Annotated in this window: 14 protein-coding genes; 4 read left to right on the plus strand and 10 right to left on the minus strand. The window is 68.3% G+C overall.

The window, feature by feature from the left end:
• Positions 1-102: 102 nt before the first annotated feature.
• From glmS to LQ771_RS12195, 5 genes are all read right to left on the minus strand, one after another.
• Positions 103-1,932, minus strand: a complete 1,830-nt coding sequence (gene glmS, locus LQ771_RS12175) for a glutamine--fructose-6-phosphate transaminase (isomerizing) (protein ID WP_231349677.1) — start codon at positions 1,930-1,932, stop codon at positions 103-105.
• A gap of 71 nt (positions 1,933-2,003) precedes the next feature.
• Positions 2,004-3,374: a pyridoxal-phosphate dependent enzyme gene (locus LQ771_RS12180; protein ID WP_231349678.1), complete on the minus strand. Its 1,371-nt coding sequence runs from the start codon at positions 3,372-3,374 to the stop codon at positions 2,004-2,006.
• Positions 3,375-3,585: 211 nt separating this feature from the next.
• Entirely contained in the window at positions 3,586-3,813 is a 228-nt protein-coding gene (locus tag LQ771_RS12185; protein ID WP_231349679.1) for an HP1242/YdcH family protein, read from the minus strand.
• 345 nt (positions 3,814-4,158) lie between these two features.
• A complete protein-coding gene (locus tag LQ771_RS12190) occupies positions 4,159-4,818 on the minus strand; it encodes a hypothetical protein (protein ID WP_231349680.1) in 660 nt (219 codons plus the stop codon).
• On the minus strand, positions 4,815-5,390 hold the full coding sequence (locus LQ771_RS12195) for a DUF4398 domain-containing protein (protein WP_231349681.1): 576 nt from the start codon (positions 5,388-5,390) through the stop codon (positions 4,815-4,817). Before LQ771_RS12195 ends, LQ771_RS12190 begins: the two co-directional genes overlap by 4 nt.
• A gap of 97 nt (positions 5,391-5,487) precedes the next feature.
• Here LQ771_RS12195 and LQ771_RS12200 point away from each other — a divergent pair, with 97 nt between their 5' ends.
• Positions 5,488-6,603, plus strand: a complete 1,116-nt coding sequence (locus LQ771_RS12200; RefSeq protein WP_231349682.1) for a PilT/PilU family type 4a pilus ATPase — start codon at positions 5,488-5,490, stop codon at positions 6,601-6,603.
• Between the two features lie 234 nt (positions 6,604-6,837).
• Here LQ771_RS12200 and maiA read toward each other — a convergent pair whose 3' ends face one another.
• Complete coding sequence (gene maiA / locus LQ771_RS12205; RefSeq protein ID WP_231349683.1) at positions 6,838-7,497, minus strand: maleylacetoacetate isomerase; 660 nt, start codon at positions 7,495-7,497, stop codon at positions 6,838-6,840.
• Positions 7,498-7,686: 189 nt separating this feature from the next.
• Between maiA and LQ771_RS12210 the strand changes: the two genes are divergently transcribed.
• Both LQ771_RS12210 and LQ771_RS12215 read left to right on the plus strand, forming a co-directional pair.
• A complete protein-coding gene (locus LQ771_RS12210) occupies positions 7,687-8,865 on the plus strand; it encodes a phosphoglycerate kinase (protein WP_231349684.1) in 1,179 nt (392 codons plus the stop codon).
• A complete protein-coding gene (locus tag LQ771_RS12215; RefSeq protein ID WP_231349685.1) occupies positions 8,865-9,509 on the plus strand; it encodes an HAD hydrolase-like protein in 645 nt (214 codons plus the stop codon). The genes LQ771_RS12210 and LQ771_RS12215 overlap by 1 nt, the downstream gene beginning before the upstream one ends.
• A 195-nt stretch (positions 9,510-9,704) precedes the next feature.
• Here the strand turns inward: LQ771_RS12215 and tkt are convergent, their stop codons facing one another.
• Positions 9,705-11,714, minus strand: coding sequence for a transketolase (tkt, locus tag LQ771_RS12220; RefSeq protein ID WP_231349686.1), 2,010 nt, complete (start codon positions 11,712-11,714; stop codon positions 9,705-9,707).
• Between the two features lie 348 nt (positions 11,715-12,062).
• On the opposite strand from tkt, the gene LQ771_RS12225 reads away from it, so the two are divergent.
• Positions 12,063-12,656: a porin family protein gene (locus tag LQ771_RS12225; RefSeq protein ID WP_231349687.1), complete on the plus strand. Its 594-nt coding sequence runs from the start codon at positions 12,063-12,065 to the stop codon at positions 12,654-12,656.
• 533 nt (positions 12,657-13,189) lie between these two features.
• On the opposite strand, the gene LQ771_RS12230 is transcribed toward LQ771_RS12225, so the two are convergent.
• From LQ771_RS12230 to pyk, 3 genes are all read right to left on the minus strand, one after another.
• Positions 13,190-14,194: a class I fructose-bisphosphate aldolase gene (locus LQ771_RS12230; protein ID WP_231349688.1), complete on the minus strand. Its 1,005-nt coding sequence runs from the start codon at positions 14,192-14,194 to the stop codon at positions 13,190-13,192.
• 127 nt (positions 14,195-14,321) lie between these two features.
• The gene (locus tag LQ771_RS12235; protein ID WP_231349689.1) at positions 14,322-14,753 is read right to left on the minus strand and encodes an energy transducer TonB; all 432 of its coding nucleotides are present in this window, start codon (positions 14,751-14,753) and stop codon (positions 14,322-14,324) included.
• A gap of 212 nt (positions 14,754-14,965) precedes the next feature.
• Positions 14,966-16,438 (minus strand): pyruvate kinase, encoded by a 1,473-nt coding sequence (pyk, locus tag LQ771_RS12240; protein ID WP_231349690.1) that lies wholly within the window; start codon positions 16,436-16,438, stop codon positions 14,966-14,968.
• Between the last annotated feature and the right edge of the window lie 12 nt (positions 16,439-16,450).

Genomic DNA, 16,450 nt, shown 5'->3' on the forward strand with positions numbered 1-16,450 from the left:
CGCACCTGTGCGCGACTGGAAGCCTGGCGGTCGCGCACAGGTGCGCTCCTGCATGCGATCACCGCTCGCCGGGCAACGGCAAGCGCAAACCCCGGGTGCCTCTTACTCCACCGTCACCGACTTGGCCAGGTTGCGCGGCTGGTCGACGTCGGTGCCGCGCAGCACGGCGACGTGGTAGGCCAGCAGTTGCAGCGGCACGGTGAACACGGCCGGGGCGATGAAGTCGCCGCCGCCGTCGATGCGCAGGGTGGTTCCGCTGGCGTCGCCTCCGTCCATCGGCGCGTCGCCGTCGGCGAACACGATCAGCCGGCCGCCGCGGGCGCGCACTTCCTGCAGGTTGGACTTGAGCTTGTCCAGCAGCGGGCCGTTGGGCGCCACCGCGACCACCGGCATGGACTCGTCGACCAGGGCCAGCGGGCCATGTTTGAGCTCACCGGCCGGGTAGGCTTCGGCGTGGATATAGGAGATTTCCTTGAGCTTGAGCGAGCCTTCCAGCGCGACCGGGAACTGCGCGCCGCGGCCGAGGAACAGCGCGTGTTCCAGCGGCACGAATAGCGTAGCCAGCTCGACGATCTGCGGTTCGAGCCTGAGCGCATCCTCGATCGCGCGCGGCAGGTGCGCAAGCTGTGCGCACAGGTCGGCGTAGCGCGCCCGGTCCATCCCGCGCTGCTCGGCGAGCTTCAGGCACAGCAGGGCCAGTGCCGCGAGCTGGGTGGTGAAGGCCTTGGTCGAGGCCACGCCGATCTCGGGGCCGGCGCGGGTCATCAGCTTGAGGTCCGCCTCGCGCACCACCGAGGACTCGGGCACATTGCAGATCGCCAGCGTGGCGAGATACCCGCGTCGGCGCGATTCGCGCATCGCCGCCAGGGTGTCGGCGGTTTCGCCGGACTGCGAGATCGCCACGAACAGCGTGCCATCGGGCACCACGGTGTCGCGGTAGCGGAATTCGCTGGCTACCTCGACGCTGACCGGCAGGCGTGCGTGCTCCTCGATCCAGTATTTGGCAACCAGGCCGGCGTGGTAGCTGGTGCCGCAGGCGATGATGTGGATGCCCCTGGCCTTGGCCAGCAACTCGTCGCCGCCGACGCCGAAGATGTTGGGCAGCACGCCGTGCGGGCCGATCCGCGCCTCCAGTGTGTCGTTGATCGCGCGCGGCTGCTCGTGGATTTCCTTCTGCATGTAGTGGCGGTAGTCGCCACGCTCGACCGCGTCGGTGGACAGCTCGCTCTGGTGCACCGCGCGCTCGACCGGCGCGCCGTCCAGGCCGTACACCTGCACGCTGTCGCGGGTGATCTCCACCACGTCGTCCTCGTCCAGGTAGACCATGCGGTTGGTCACCTGGATCAGCGCCTGCGCGTCGGACCCGAGGAAGTTCTCGCCGATGCCGATGCCGACCAGCAACGGTGCGCCGCGGCGGGCGCCGACCACATGCCCGGGCTCGTCGCGGCTGATCACCGCGATGGCGTAGGCGCCTTCCAGCGAACGCACGGTGGCGAGCACCGCCTCGCGCAGGTTCAGGCCGTCGGCGATGCGCTCCTCGATCAGCGCGGCCATCACCTCGGTATCGGTCTCGGAGGCGAACACGTGGCCACGCGCCTGCAGCTCGGCGCGCAGCCCGGCATAGTTCTCGATGATGCCGTTGTGCACCAGCGCCACGCGGCCGACCATGTGCGGATGGGCATTGGCCTCGTTGGGGACGCCATGGGTGGCCCAGCGGGTGTGCGCGATGCCGGTGCCGCCGCGCAGCGGGTCGGCCAGGTACAGCGCCTCCATCTCGCGCACCTTGCCCTTGGCGCGCACGCGGCGGATCTGGCCACCGTCGAGCACGGCCAGGCCGGCCGAGTCGTAGCCACGGTATTCGAGCGCCTTCAGTCCGGCGATCAGCAGCGGGGCGACGTCGCGCTGGGCGGTGGCGGCAACGATTCCACACATGGGGTCTGGCTTCCTTCGGGGCGAGGGCGGAGCGTAGTTACGGTTTCGCGAAGACGGCGTCGCGGCGGCGCTTAGTGCACCTTGCGCCGCAGGTAGTTCAACAGATCGATGCGGGTGATCAGCCCCAGGAACTGGTCGCCGTCGACCACGATCGCCACGTGCCCGCGCTCGAACACCGGCAGCAGCGCCTCGATCGGCGAGTGCACGTCGAGCTTGGTGAGCGAGGTGATCATCGCGGTGGACACCGGGTCGCGGAAGCGCACCTCGTTGGCGTGCACGTGCATCAACACGTCCGACTCGTCCAGGATGCCGACCAGCTTCTGGCCGTCCATGACCGGCAGCTGCGAGACGTCGTACAGCTTCATGCGGGTGTAGGCGGTCATCAGCAGTTCGTTCGGGCCGACCACCACCGTGTCGCGCTGCGCGAACGGGCGCAGCAGCAGGTCGCGCAGGTCGCCGTGCTGCTGGCGCTCGAGGAAGCCGTTGTCGAGCATCCAGTAGTCGTTGTACATCTTCGAGAGGTACTTGTTGCCGGTGTCGCAGACCAGCGTCACCACTCGCTTGGCCGTGCCCTGCTCGCGGCAGTACCTGAGCGCGGCGGCGAGCAGCGTGCCGGTGGAGGAGCCGCCCAGGATGCCCTCCTTTGCCAGCAACTCGCGGGCGGTGAGGAAGCTCTCCTTGTCGGAGATGGCGTAGGCCTTCTTCACGCGCGAGAAGTCGCTGATGGTCGGCAGGAAGTCCTCGCCGATGCCCTCGACCATCCAGCTGGCGGACTTGTCCGACAACGTGCCCTCGTTGATGTACTGCGCAAGGATCGAACCGACCGGGTCCGCCAGCACGATCTCGGTGTCCGGCGAATGTTCGGCGAAGTACTGGGAGAGGCCGGTCATGGTGCCGGAGGAGCCGCAGCCGACCACCACCGCGTCGACGCGACCGTCCATCTGCCGGAGGATTTCAGGGCCGGTCGTCTGGATGTGCGCGCGCGGGTTGTCCGGATTGCCGAACTGGTTGATGAAGTAGGCACCGGGCGTCTCGCGGGCGATCCGCTCGGCCATGTCCTGGTAGTACTCCGGATGGCCCTTGGCGACGTCCGAGCGGGTCAGCACCACCTCGGCGCCCATCGCCTTGAGGTTGAAGATCTTCTCGCGGCTCATCTTGTCCGGCACGACCAGGATCAGCCGGTAGCCCTTGGCCTGCGCGACCAGTGCGAGCCCCAGGCCGGTATTGCCGGCGGTGCCCTCGACCAGGGTGGCGCCCGGCCGGATCCGGCCCGCGCGCTCGGCGCCCTCGATCATGGACAGGCCGATGCGGTCCTTGATCGACCCGCCCGGGTTGGCGCTCTCGAGCTTGAGGAACAGTTCGCACAGCCCCGTGTCGAGGCGCTGGGCTTTCACCATCGGGGTGTTCCCGATCAGTTCGAGCACGCTTTGGTTGACCGTCATGGGGACTCCGTCGGAAGGCGGCGCCCGCAGGCGCTGGACAAGCCAGCAATGATAACCGAGCCGTCCGGGCAAGCTGTAGGAGCGCACCCGGGCGGGACCGTCATGCATGGTCGCGCCCAGGCGCGCTCCTGCAGGGGTTTTGCGCGGACGGAAACACGCGGCCCCGGCGCTTCTCGAAGAAGGGCCGGGGCCGGCGGGGAAAACGTTGGGGTTAGTGGATCTGCGGGACTCGCGCATCCCACATGCGTTGCAGGCGTTCCTTGGCGTGGAGTTTTTCCTTCTTCATGCCGGCCAAGGTGACATCGTCGATGGGAAGCACGCCGATTTCGGCATCGTGCACCTTGCTTTTCAGTTCCCGGTGGTGCTGGTAAAGCCGACGGAACTCGGCGTCGGCTTTCATCAAGGCTTCGACATCGTCACGCTGCTGGTTTTCGAACATGATCCGACCTCCTCGCGAGATGAGCGGGCGCGTGATCGGCACGCCCGCGGCGGATGAAGCGCGCGCGCCCACGCCCCGTACGCATGAGAGCGAAACAGGGACCAACAGTGCGGGGGAAATGGGCGCATGTTTCAGGTCAGTGAGCCATGGAACGGATGTGCCGTGGCAGCCCTGACCCTACTCCCGCCCCCGGGGCCGCGCAAGCCACCGCGGGAAGCCGCGAGGGCATGCGGTTTTCACGGTTGAGCTCGCCTCCGGGGGGATGGGTCCCTGCAGGAGCGCACCTGCGCGCGACCACCATCCCGGTCGTGCGCAGGTGCGCTCCTGAAAGGTCTGCACCGGGGCTCAGTGGCCCTTGGTGCCTTTGCTCGAACTCTTCTTCGGCGCGGGCTTTTCGGCCGCAGGCGAGGCGGACTCGTCACCCTGCAGCTGCGAACGCATGGCACGCGCGGCCTGGGCGGCCGCCTCGGCCTCGCGGCGTGCGGCGCGGGCGACGCGGCTCTGCGCGGCGGCCAGCTTCTTGGCCCGCTCCGCCTCGGCACGCGCCTGCTCGGCGGCCTGCGAAGCCTCCATGCCCTGCTGCTGCAGTCGGGCGGCCTCTTCCTGGGCCATCTGGTACTGCATGCGCTGGCGCTCCAGTTCCATGCGGGCGGCCTCGGCCTCGCGGCGGCTGGCCTCCAGCAGGATCTGGGCGTGCTCGCGATCGAGCTGGTCGAGCTTTTCGCGGGCGTCCTGCAACTGCGCGGCCGCCTTGGCCAGGTCGACCCGGCGTTCGGCCAGGTACAGCGCATGCGGGCGTTCGCTGCGGCTGGCCTGTTCCAGGCGGTCGATGGCCGCATGCGCGAGCGCCTGCTCGGCCTGGGCATAGGTGCCCAGCGTGGGATCGCTGGCCAGCTGGTCGAGGCTGGAATTGAGACGGTTCACGTCCATGTCGTCCTGGCGTGCCAGGGCCGGGCCGGCCAGCGCCATCAGGCCGACCAGCAAGGTGGTGGCAAGGCGCTTCATCGCTGGCCTCCATCATTCGTCTGGTTGCCCGTCGAAGGCGCGGGCATCGGCTGGAAGCCGCCGTCCTGCGGCAGCGGCGCGGACAGCACCGAGGCCGACGGGGCCGGCATGTCCTGCAGGGTCTCCGGCGAACTGCTGGCGGCGGCCGGCGCGGGCGCCGGGGCCGGGCGCGCGTGGGCCTCGGTCTGCTCGCGCAGGCGGGTGTTCTCCTCGACCTTGGCCTGGATCTGCGCCCGAGCGCTGCCCAGCCGGGCGCGGGTACGGGCCAGTTCGGCGTCGGCCCGGGCCTCCTCCGCCAGGTTGGCCGCGTCGGCATACTTGCGGGCCGCCATGGCGGCCTGGGCCTGCTGGAACTTGGCCTGGGCGAATCCGAGGTCCACCGGGTCGTAGTCGGCCGCGCCGGCATCGCGGGCGGACTGCAGCAGCGCCTGGGCCTGGTTCATGGACGCGTCCGGCGGTGGCACGGTGGCACAGCCGGCCAGCGCCAGCATCAGCGCCACCAGGGTCAAGCCGCCCGCCGCCTTGCCGATACGCTTGATGCGCCCGGGCGGCCGGGAAAAGATGTGCACCATCACTCAGTCCTCGCGCAGTGTCGCCGCGTATTGTGGGCAGGCATAATCTTGCTTTGCAACGCGCCACAAGAAAGCGCGATCACCTCAGGGGTCCTTCGTGGATATCGGTTACTTCCTCAAGCTGATGGTAGACAAGGGCGCGTCGGACATGTTCCTGACCACCGGCGCCCCGGTGAACATCAAGGTCGAGGGCAAGCTCTACCCGCTGGGCAACACCGGCCTGCCTGGCGGCATGGTCAAGAAGATCGCCTACTCGCTGATGGACGAGGGCCAGGTACCCCAGTTCGAGCGCGACCTGGAGCTCAACATGGCGCTGGCGGTGAAGGAAGCCGGTCGCTTCCGCATCAACGTGTTCAAGCAGCGCGGCGAAGTGGGCATGGTGATCCGCGCGATCAAGAGCGAGATCCCCTCGATCGACCAACTGCAGCTGCCGACCATCTTCCGCGACCTGATCATGGAGCAGCGCGGCCTGATCCTGGTCGTCGGCGCCACCGGCTCGGGCAAGTCGACCACGCTGGCGGCGATGCTCGACCATCGCAACTCCAACTCGCCGGGCCACATCCTCACCATCGAGGACCCGATCGAGTACCTGCACCGCCACAAGAAGTCGATCATCAACCAGCGCGAGGTCGGGCTGGACACGCACAGCTACCACGAGGCGCTGAAGAACGCGATGCGCGAGGCGCCGGACGTGATCATGATCGGCGAGATCCGCGACACCGACACGATGGAGGCGGCGGTCGCCTTCTCCGAAACCGGCCACCTGTGCCTGGCGACGCTGCATTCGAACAACGCCGACCAGACGCTGGAGCGCATCCTCAACTTCTTCCCCGAATCGGCGCACAAGAACGTGCTGATGAACCTGGCGCTCAACCTGCGCGCGGTGATCAGCCAGCGCCTGGTGATCGGCAAGGACGGTCGCCGCGTGCCGGCGGTGGAGGTGCTGCTCAACACGCCGCTGATCCGCGACATGATCCGCCGTGGCCAGATCCACGAGATCAAGGAAGCGATGGACCGCAGCCTGCAGGAAGGCATGCAGACCTTCGACCAGTCGCTGTACAAGCTCTACAAGAGCGGGCGCATCGAACTGGAGGAGGCGCTGGCCAAGGCCGACTCGCGCGATGGCCTGGCGCTGAAGATCCGCCTGTCCGAAGGCGGCGGTGCCGAAGCCACCGAACTGGTCGGAAACGATCCGTACGGGTTGGGGTTCTAAGCTCCGACCGAGAAAAAAGGGCGCAGCGATGCGCCCTTTCTTTGCGCCCTCTCCCCTCCGCGGATGAGGGCCGGGTGAGGGGCCGCACTGGCGGCGAAGTACCGCTCGAAGCCGCGGCGATTGCAGCCCACCCATCACACAGGCAAGCATCTTCGCGAGCCCCGGCCACCTCACCCCGACCCTCTCCGCGGAGGGGAGAGGGAGCAAAGCGGTGGCCCCGCAGGTAATGAACGTTTACGGCGCGTCCGGCTGGCGCTCGGGCAGGGCCTGCTGGAACGCCTCCAGCGCGTTGCACGCCTCGTGGATGCGCGCGATGGTCGGCCAGCGTTCCATCGGCAGCTTCCAGCGCAGTGCGTTGTACACCTGCGGCACCAGGCAGGCGTCCGCCAGGCCCGGCATGTCGCCGTGGCAGTAGCGGCCGGTGGCGCTGCTGTTGGCCAGCATCGCCTCCAGCGCGTCGAAGCCGGTCTCGATCCAGTGCCGCGACCAGGCCAGCTTCCGTGCCTCGTCGGCTCCCAGCTCGCCCTCCAGGTACTGCAGCACGCGCAGATTCCCCAGCGGATGGATGTCGCAGGCGACCGCCAGCGCCAGCGCGCGCACGCGGGCGCGGCTGCGTGCATCGGCCGGCAGCAGCGGCGGCTCGGCGACGGTCTCTTCCAGGTACTCCATGATCGCCATCGACTGGGTGATCACCCGCTCGCCGTCGCGCAGGCAGGGGATCAGCTGTTGCGGATTGAGCGCGCGGTAGGCGTCGCCATGCTGCTCGCCACCGTCGCGCAGCAGGTGCACCGGGCGCGTCTCGTAGCGCAGCCCCTTGAGGTTGAGCGCGATGCGCACGCGGTACGCCGCGCTGGAGCGCCAGTAGCCGTACAACGCCAACAGTTCCGCTGCCATGGAGATTCTCCCTGCCGATAGTGGTGGCAGGATAAACCGGGCAGGTGCCGCCACGCGCGTCCCGACGGCGCACCGCCTCGCCCGGTTGCGGCGTTGCATCATCGGAACCCGCGCCGGACAATAGGCGGTTCGCGCCCTCGCCGGGCGCATCCGGTCGAACTGCAATCCCTTTCCCTGAGGAGTGGCGCCGTGTCCATCACCCGCATGAGCGATCTGGAGCTGCGCGGCAAGCGCGTGCTGATCCGCGAAGACCTGAACGTGCCGATCGACGAGGGCCGCATCACCTCGACCCAGCGCCTGGATGCCGCGCTGCCGACCATCGAGGCGGCGCGCGATGCCGGCGCGAAAGTGATGGTGCTCTCGCACCTGGGTCGGCCGAAGGAAGGCCAGTTCGACGCCGAGTCCTCGCTCGCCCCGGTGGCGAAGTGGCTGGGCGACAAGCTCGGCACGCCGGTGCGGCTGGTCGCCGATTACCTGGATGGTGTCGACGTTGCCGACGGCGAAGTCGTCGTGCTGGAAAACTGCCGCATGAACGTCGGCGAGGGCAAGGACGACGAGGCGCTGTCGAAGAAATACGCCGCGCTGTGCGACGTCTTCGTCATGGATGCCTTCGGCACCGCTCACCGCGCGCAGGCTTCCACCCACGGCGTGATCCGCTTTGCGCCGCAGGTCGCCGCCGGTCCGCTGCTGTGGGCCGAACTGGACGCGTTGGGCAAGGCGCTCGAACAGCCGGCGAAACCGCTGCTGGCGATCGTGGCCGGTTCCAAGGTGTCGACCAAGCTCACGCTGCTGGACAACCTGATTGGCAAGGTGGACCAGCTGATCGTGGGCGGCGGCATCGCCAACACCTTCATCGCCGCGGCCGGCCATGGCGTGGGCAACTCGCTGTACGAACCGGACCTGATCGAGGCGGCCAAGAAGGTGATCGCGGACGCCAGGCGCCGCGGCGCCGAGGTGCCGCTGCCGGTCGACGTGGTGGTGGCGCCGGAGTTTTCGGCCAATGCGCCAGCCACGGTCAAGCCGGTCGACGCGGTCAAGGACGGCGAGATGATCCTCGACATCGGCCCGGAAACCGCGCGCCGCTATGCCGAGCTGATCGCCAAAGCCGGCACGGTGGTGTGGAACGGCCCGGTCGGCGTGTTCGAGTTCGACGCCTTCGGCAAGGGCACCGAAACGCTGGCGCACGCGATCGCCGACTCCAGCGCGTTCTCGATCGCCGGCGGCGGCGACACCCTGGCCGCGGTGGACAAGTACGGCATCGCCGACAAGGTGTCCTACATCTCCACCGGCGGCGGCGCGTTCCTGGAATTCCTGGAAGGCAAGGAGCTGCCGGCGGTGGCCGCACTCAAGGCGCGTGCGAACGGCTGATGCTCTGCCTGTTCGACCTCGATGGCACGCTGATCGATTCCGAGCACGGCATCACCGCGTGCGTGAAGCACGCGCTGGAGCGCCTGCGCGTGGCGATCCCGGCCGCGGAGGACCTGCGTCGCTGGATCGGCCCGCCGCTGCGGCACAGCTTCGCGCCGCTGCTGGGCCATGACGCGGCGCGGGTCGAGGCGGCGATCGAGCACTACCACGAGCGTTTCGATACGCACGGCTGGCGCGAGCACACCGTCTACCCCGGCATCGAGCCGCTGATCGGCCGCCTGCTCGACGCCGGCCACCAGCTGGCCATCGTCACCGGCAAGCCGCACCGGCATGCCGAACCGATCCTGGCGCAGCTGCCGTTCGGTCATGCCTTCCTGCGCCTGTACGGGCCGGCCCCGTCCAGTGCACACAGCGAGAAGGCCGACATGGTCGCCGCCGCCATGGCGGACTTCGGCGCCAAGGCGAAGGAGACGGTGATGATCGGCGACCGGCACTTCGACATCGAGGGCGCGGTGGCCAATCGCGTGCGCGGCATCGGGGTGTTGTGGGGCTTCGGCAGCCGCGCCGAGCTGGAACAGGCCGGCGCCGCGGCGATCGCCGCCACGCCCGAGGAACTTGGCACGCTGCTCGATCCGGGCGTCTGACACGGTCTGCTTGTTGGCAGGAGCACACCTGTGCGCGACCGCCAGACATCACGGTCGAGCAAAGCGAGCACCCTGAATGAGATCTGCCCCTCCCCTGCTTGCAGGGGAGGGTTGGGGAGGGGTGCTCTGCAGGCTCCGAACGGGCCAACCCCTCCCAACCTCCCCCTGCATGCAGGGGAGGAGCCCAGCTTGTGATCAGCCGATCGTGCGCTTGACCGCATCCACCACGTGGCTGACGGTGAAGCCGAAGTGCTCGAACAACTGCGGTGCGGGTGCCGAGGCGCCGAAGCCGGTCATGCCGATGACCTCGCCGTCCAGGCCCACGTACTTGCGCCAGTAGTCGGCCGTGGCCGCCTCGACCGCCACCCGCGCGCGGCACCAGGACGGCAGGATGCCCTCGCGGTACTCCGGCGGCTGCTCGTCGAACACCTCGGTGCACGGCATCGATACCACGCGGACCGGCACGCCCTGCTGGCCCAGCGTGCGCATCGCCTCCATCGCCAGTTCGACCTCGGAACCGGTGGCAATGATGATCGCCTTGAACTTCGTGTCGGCCGGGTCGGACAGCACATACGCGCCGCGCGCGATGTCGGCGACCTGCTGCTCGCTGCGCTGCTGGTGCTTCAGGTTCTGACGCGAGAACACCAGGCAGGCCGGGTTGCCCTTGCGCTCGATGGCAGCCTTCCAGGACACGGCCGACTCGACCGCGTCGCACGGGCGCCACACCTGGTTGTTCGGGATGTAGCGCAGGCTGGCCAGGTGCTCGACCGGCTGATGGGTCGGGCCGTCCTCGCCCAGGCCGATGGAGTCGTGGGTGTAGACGTGGATGGCGTGCGCCGGGATCAGTGCGCTCATGCGCACGGCGTTGCGCGCGTAGTCGGAGAACACCAGGAAGGTGGCGTCGTAGGGAATGAAGCCGCCGTGCAGCGCCAAGCCGTTGGCGATCGCGGTCATGCCGAACTCGCGCACGCCGTAGTAGACGTAGTTGCCCTGCCCTTCGCTGCTGTTGCCGTTGCCGGCGTCCTTGCTGCCCTTCCACTTGGTGAGGTTGGAACCGGCCAGGTCCGCCGAGCCGCCGATCAGTTCCGGCAGCAGCGGGCCGAAGGCGTCCAGCGCCATCTGCGAGGCCTTGCGCGAGGCCACCTCCGGGCCTTCGGACTGCATCTTCGCGATGTAGGCCTGCGCCTTGCCGGCCCAGTCGGCCGGCAGTTCGCCGGCGAGGCGGCGCTTGAACTCGGCGGCCAGCTCCGGGTGTGCCTTGGCGTAGGTATCGAGCGCGGCGTTCCACTCCTGCTCGCGCTTGGCACCGGCGGCCTTGGCGTCCCAGCCTGCATAGATCTCGGCCGGAATCTCGAACGGCGGATGGTTCCAGCCGAGCTGTTGCCGCGCGGCGGCGATCTCGTCCTTGCCCAGCGGCGCGCCGTGGCTTTCTTCCTTGCCCTGCTTGTGTGGTGCACCGAAGCCGATGATGGTCCTGGCGCAGATCAGCGTGGGCTTGTCGGACTGGGCGGTCGCCTGCGTGATCGCGCGCCTGATCGCCTCGGGGTCATGGCCGTCGACGCCGCGGATCACGTTCCAGCCGTAGGCTTCGAAGCGCCTGGCAGTGTCGTCGGTGAACCAGCCATGGACCTCACCGTCGATGGAGATGCCGTTGTCGTCGTAGATCGCCACCAGCTTGCCGAGACCCCAGGTGCCGGCCAGCGAGCAGGCCTCGTGCGAGATGCCTTCCATCAGGCAGCCGTCGCCCAGGAACACGTAGGTGCGATGGTCGACCACGGTATGGCCGGGGCGGTTGAAGTGCGCCGCCAGCACCTTTTCGGCGAGTGCGAAGCCGACCGCGTTGGCAAGGCCCTGGCCCAGTGGTCCGGTGGTGGTCTCCACGCCGGGCGTGTGGCCGTATTCGGGATGACCGGCGGTCTTCGAATGCAGCTGGCGGAAGCGCTTGAGCTCGGCCATCGGCAGGTCGTAGCCGGCCAGGTGCAGCAGCGCGTACTGCAGCATCGACCCGTGACCGTTGGAGAGCACGAAGCGGTCGCGGTTGGGCCACTTCGGATCGGCCGGATTGTGCCTGAGGAAGTCGTTCCACAGCACTTCGGCGATGTCGGCCATGCCCATCGGCATGCCCGGGTGGCCGGACTTGGCCGCCTCGACGGCGTCCATGGCGAGGGCGCGCACGGCGTTGGCGAGTTCGCGGCGGGTGGTCATCGGTGAAGTCTCCGGGCAAGCGGCAAAGCGCCAATTGTCGCCGATCGGGGGATGGCTGTCGCGTCGACACGCACAGCCCCCTGTCGTGGCGATTAATTCGCCCTTAACCGCCCGCTGCCCGATAACGCGGATCTTCAGGTCGCGCCCGGTTCAATGGTGAGGCGCCAGACGGTTGCGCGACCCCCGGAGAGGCAGGCCAACTTAACCGTGAATTACCGGCGCCCTCATGCGCATTGAATCTTTGGCGCGCCGGCCGCATCCAAGGAGTCGCGTGTCGTCCATTCCCCATTACTGGCGCACGCAAGCGATCGATCCCCCACGATCGCCACAACAACAGGAGAATCTCCCATGAAAAAGACGCTGCTTGCCCTTGCCTTTGCTTCCGCTGGCCTGCTGGCCGTTCCCGCCGCGTTCGCACAGAGTGCGCCGACCCACACTGACGGCTGGTTCGTCAACGGCAACGTGGGCCGCGCCTCGATCAGCCATGGCCCGTACGACGATCATGCGACCGGCTACGCCATCGGCGGCGGCTACCGCTGGTCGGTCGATCCGTTCGTGGCGATCGGCGTGGAGGCCGGCTACAACGATCTGGGCAACATCCACGTCAAGAACGTGTTCAACAGCAACGACGTGGTCGACCAGGGCCGCTCGCAGCTGCATGGCTGGACCGCCGGCGTGAACGGCCACTTCAACGTCGCGCAGAACTGGTACGTCAGTGCGCGCACGGGCCTGTACAGCTGGAAGGGCCACGGTCTGAGCAACGACGTCGACCCGGTCCGCAAGAGCCTGGACGACACCAGCTGGTATGCCGGCGCGGGCATCGGTTACGACTTCAGCAACAACGCCAGCATCGGCCTGAACTACGACCACTACGACGCGTCGAAGAACAACGTCAACCTCGATACCAACATGGTGTCGGTCAGCGCCGAGTACCGGTTCTGATGTTGCGGGCGCAAGGATGCGCCGTCATGGAAAGAAGGGCGCCTCCGGGCGCCCTTCTTTTTGGCCCGTCTTCGGAGTGTGCATGTTGGCTCGCTCTCCTGCGGCAGCGCCAGGGGGGAGGGCGCAATGAAGAGATCCTCCGCAGCGTGCGCATTCGACTCCCTCTCCCCCGGCGCAGCTGGGGAGAGGGTTGGGGAGAGGGGGAGGCTCTTCATCCGCGACGGAGACGCCATGTCGGGAAGCCCAGTTGGACAGGCTGCGCTTGGGCGAACGGCCATGAAGGACGAAAGGCCTCCCCCTCTCCCCAGCCCTCTCCCCCGGCGGGGCCGGGGGAGAGGGGGCAAAGAGGAAGGCCCACCGCAGAGTACGCATTCGACTCCCTCTCCCCCGGCGCAGCTGGGGGAGAGGGGGTAAAGAGGAAGGTCCTCCGCGGGATGCGCATCTGACTTCCTCTCCCCGCGGGGCCGGGGGGAGAGGAGCAAAGGAAAAGGGCGCCTTGTGGCGCCCTTTTCCTACCCATGCTTTGCGACAGCTCAGCCGTTCCACTGCCCCAGCGCCGCCAGCCCATTCTCCTTGGCGCGCGCGGCGACGGTCTTCTGCGCCTCGGCGTAGTTGGCCTTCATGTCCTTGGCCCACAGCTTGAGCGCTGCCTGCTGCATGGCCCGCCCGTAGGAGAACGACAGCGGCCACGGATGCGGGCCGATGTGGTTCATGGCGTTCAGGTGCGCGGTCGACTGCTCGTCGGTCTGGCCGCCGGAGAGGAACACGATGCCCGGCAGCGAAGCCGGCACCGTGCTCTTGAGCACGCGCACGGTCGCCTCGGCCACTTCCTCGACCTCGGCCTGCTCCTCGCAGTTCTTGCCGGGGATGACCATGCTGACCTTCAGGATGGTGCCCTCGAGCATCACGTTCTGCTCGTACAGCGCGTTGAACAGGCTGCGCAGCACGGCCTCGTGCACCTCGTAGCTGACCTCGATCGAATGGTCGCCGTCCATGATCACTTCCGGCTCGACCATCGGCACCAGGCCGGCTTCCTGGCACAGCGCCGCATAGCGGGCGAGCGCGTGCACGTTCGCCTCGATCGCGGTCGAGCTGGGATTGTCGTCGGAGATGTTGATCACCGCGCGCCACTTGGCGAACTGCGCGCCCAGCTTGACGTACTCGGCCAGGCGTTCGCGCAGGCCGTCCAGGCCCTCGGTGACCACGTCGCCCGGAAAGCCGGCCAGCGGCACTGGGCCCTTGTCGACCTTGATGCCCGGAATGATGCCGTTCTTCTTCATCACCTCGGTGAACGGCACGCCGTCCCTGGTCTTCTGGCGGATCGTCTCGTCGAACAGGATCGCGCCCGAGATGTGCTCGTTCAGGCCCGGGGTGGTGAGCAACAGCTCGCGATAGGCGCGACGGTTCTCTTCGGTGTTCTCGATGCCGACCGCCTCGAAGCGCTTCTTGATCGTATTGGTCGATTCGTCGATGGCGATGATGCCCTTCCCGGGCGCGACCATCGCCTGGGCGATGCTTTCGAGATCTTCGATGCTCATGAAACGACTCCGTTCAGACGGGGCGGGGTCACCGCAATGGGTTGCGCCGCCCCGAACGGGACGGCAGGTCAAAGAACCGCCGATTATAGCGACTCGACGTCAACGCCGTGGTGACGGCGCGGCAAGGCTAGCTTTCGTAGCCCGGCAGGCGGCACGGGGCCATGACCTGCTTCTGGCCGGCGGCGTCGGAGGGCGCGTTGAACGGCACCACGTAGTAGGTGTTCACCGGATCGTGGTTGCGGTTGGACAGCGCCGGGCCGTAGCGGAAGTTGGAGACGGCACTCATGGCGATCTGGCCGAAGTCGCCCTCGGGCACCACCTTCTCCACCTTCAGGTCACGGGGCACGCCGTCGGAGCCGATCATGTAGCTCACCGCGGCGCAGCCGGGCTGGTTGACGTTGCGTGCGCTGTTGGGCACGTCGACGGCGACGTTCTGGTTCAGGAGGATCCAGTAGTCGTACAGGTGCTGCGGGTCGACCCTGTGCTGCGACTGTGCCGCCACCGGCAAGCCGGCGGCCAGCAGCGTCGCGAAGACGAGACGGCGGACGGTCGGGTTCATGGCAACCTCCTGGTGTGGGGGCTGGTCAGTGTAGCGCCGTGTGGACGGGATGGCCCGTGACGTTCCTGCTCCCCTCCCCTGAAGGTTTGGCTGAGGGGGGCTTGTCTGGCGCGAATGCGAGCCTGGTTTCGAAGGGGGTTTCCGGCGAGCCCCGGCCCCTCACCTCAATCCTGTCCCCGGCGGGGAGAGCAGGCGAACGCAAAGAGCCATGCTTAAAGGTCGCGCAGGCTTTCGACGATGCCCTCGGCGCCGACCAGCAGCAGCTTGAGCGTGTTGGTGCCGCCGCCGGCGCCGACGCGGTCGCCCTGGGTGAGCACCACGCGGTCGCCCTCGGCCAGCTTGCCCTGCGCGAACAGCTGGCGCACCGCCTCTCGCGCATTGGCCGCGGAGCTCTGGCTGACCTCGTTGAAGGCGACCGGTTGCACGTCGCGCAGCAGCAACATGCGCCGGCGCGCGTCGGCGCTGGGCGAGAGCGCATAGATCGGTACGGCGCTGCGGTAGCGCGAGAGCCATTGCGCGGTGGCGCCCGACTCGGTCAGGGCGATCAGCGCACGCACGCCCAGTTGCCCGGCCAGCACCATCGCGGCCAGCGCGATGGCCTGGTCGGCGCGGTCGAGCCGGTGGACCGCCGTGGCCAAGTCTTCCTTCGGCTCGAACTGGCGCTCGGCGCCCAGGCAGATCCGGCGCATGGCGGCCACCGCCACGTCCGGGTGCGCACCGGCGGCGGTTTCCTGCGAAAGCATCACCGCGTCGGTGCCGTCGATCACCGCGTTGGCCACGTCGAGCACCTCGGCGCGGGTCGGGATCGGCGCGGTCACCATCGACTGCAGCATCTGCGTGGCGGTGATCACCGCGCGGTTGCGGGCGACCGCCTCGCGGATGATCTTCTTCTGCAGACCCGGCAGTTCGGCGTCGCCGATCTCCACGCCCAGGTCGCCGCGCGCGACCATCACGGCGTCGGAGGCATCGATGATCTCGCCCAGCACGGGAATCGCGTCGGCGCGCTCGATCTTGGCGACCAGCGCGCCCTGGCCATCGGCCTCGCGCAGCAGGCGACGGGCCTGCTCCATGTCGGCGGCCGAGCGCACGAACGAGACAGCGAGGAAGTCGGCGCCGATTTCGGCGGCCAGCCGGATGTCCGAGCGATCCTTGTCCGAGAGCGCGGACACCGACAAGCCGCCGCCCTGCCGGTTGAGCCCCTTGCGGTCGGACAGCTTGCCGCCGATCAGCACCTCGCAGCGCACCTGCGCGCCCTCGACCGCGACCACGCGCAGCGCGACCAGGCCATCGTCCAGCAGCAGGACGTCACCGGCCGCCACATCCTGCGGCAGCTGGTGATAGCTGACGCCAATACGGGTGCTGTCCCCGGGCGGGGCGTCGGGCGCGCAGTCGAGCACGAACGGGTCGCCCGGGTGCAGTTCGACCGGACCGTGCGCGAATTTCTCGATGCGGATCTTGGGGCCCTGCAGGTCGGCCAGGATGCCGACCTCGCGGCCGACCGCCTGCGCCGCTTCGCGCACCGCCCTGGCGCGCGCGCGGTGGTCCTGCGGCTGGCCGTGGGAGAGGTTCAGGCGAACCACGTCCACTCCCTCGGCGATCAGCTTCGCGAGCATGCCCGGCGCATCGGTGGCGGGGCCAAGGGTGGCGACGATCTTGGTGCGGCGCAGGGGGGGCTGGGCGTTCATGCCGCGAGGCTA

Source organism: Frateuria soli, assembly GCF_021117385.1.
Taxonomy (GTDB): Bacteria; Pseudomonadota; Gammaproteobacteria; order Xanthomonadales; family Rhodanobacteraceae; genus Frateuria_A; species Frateuria_A soli.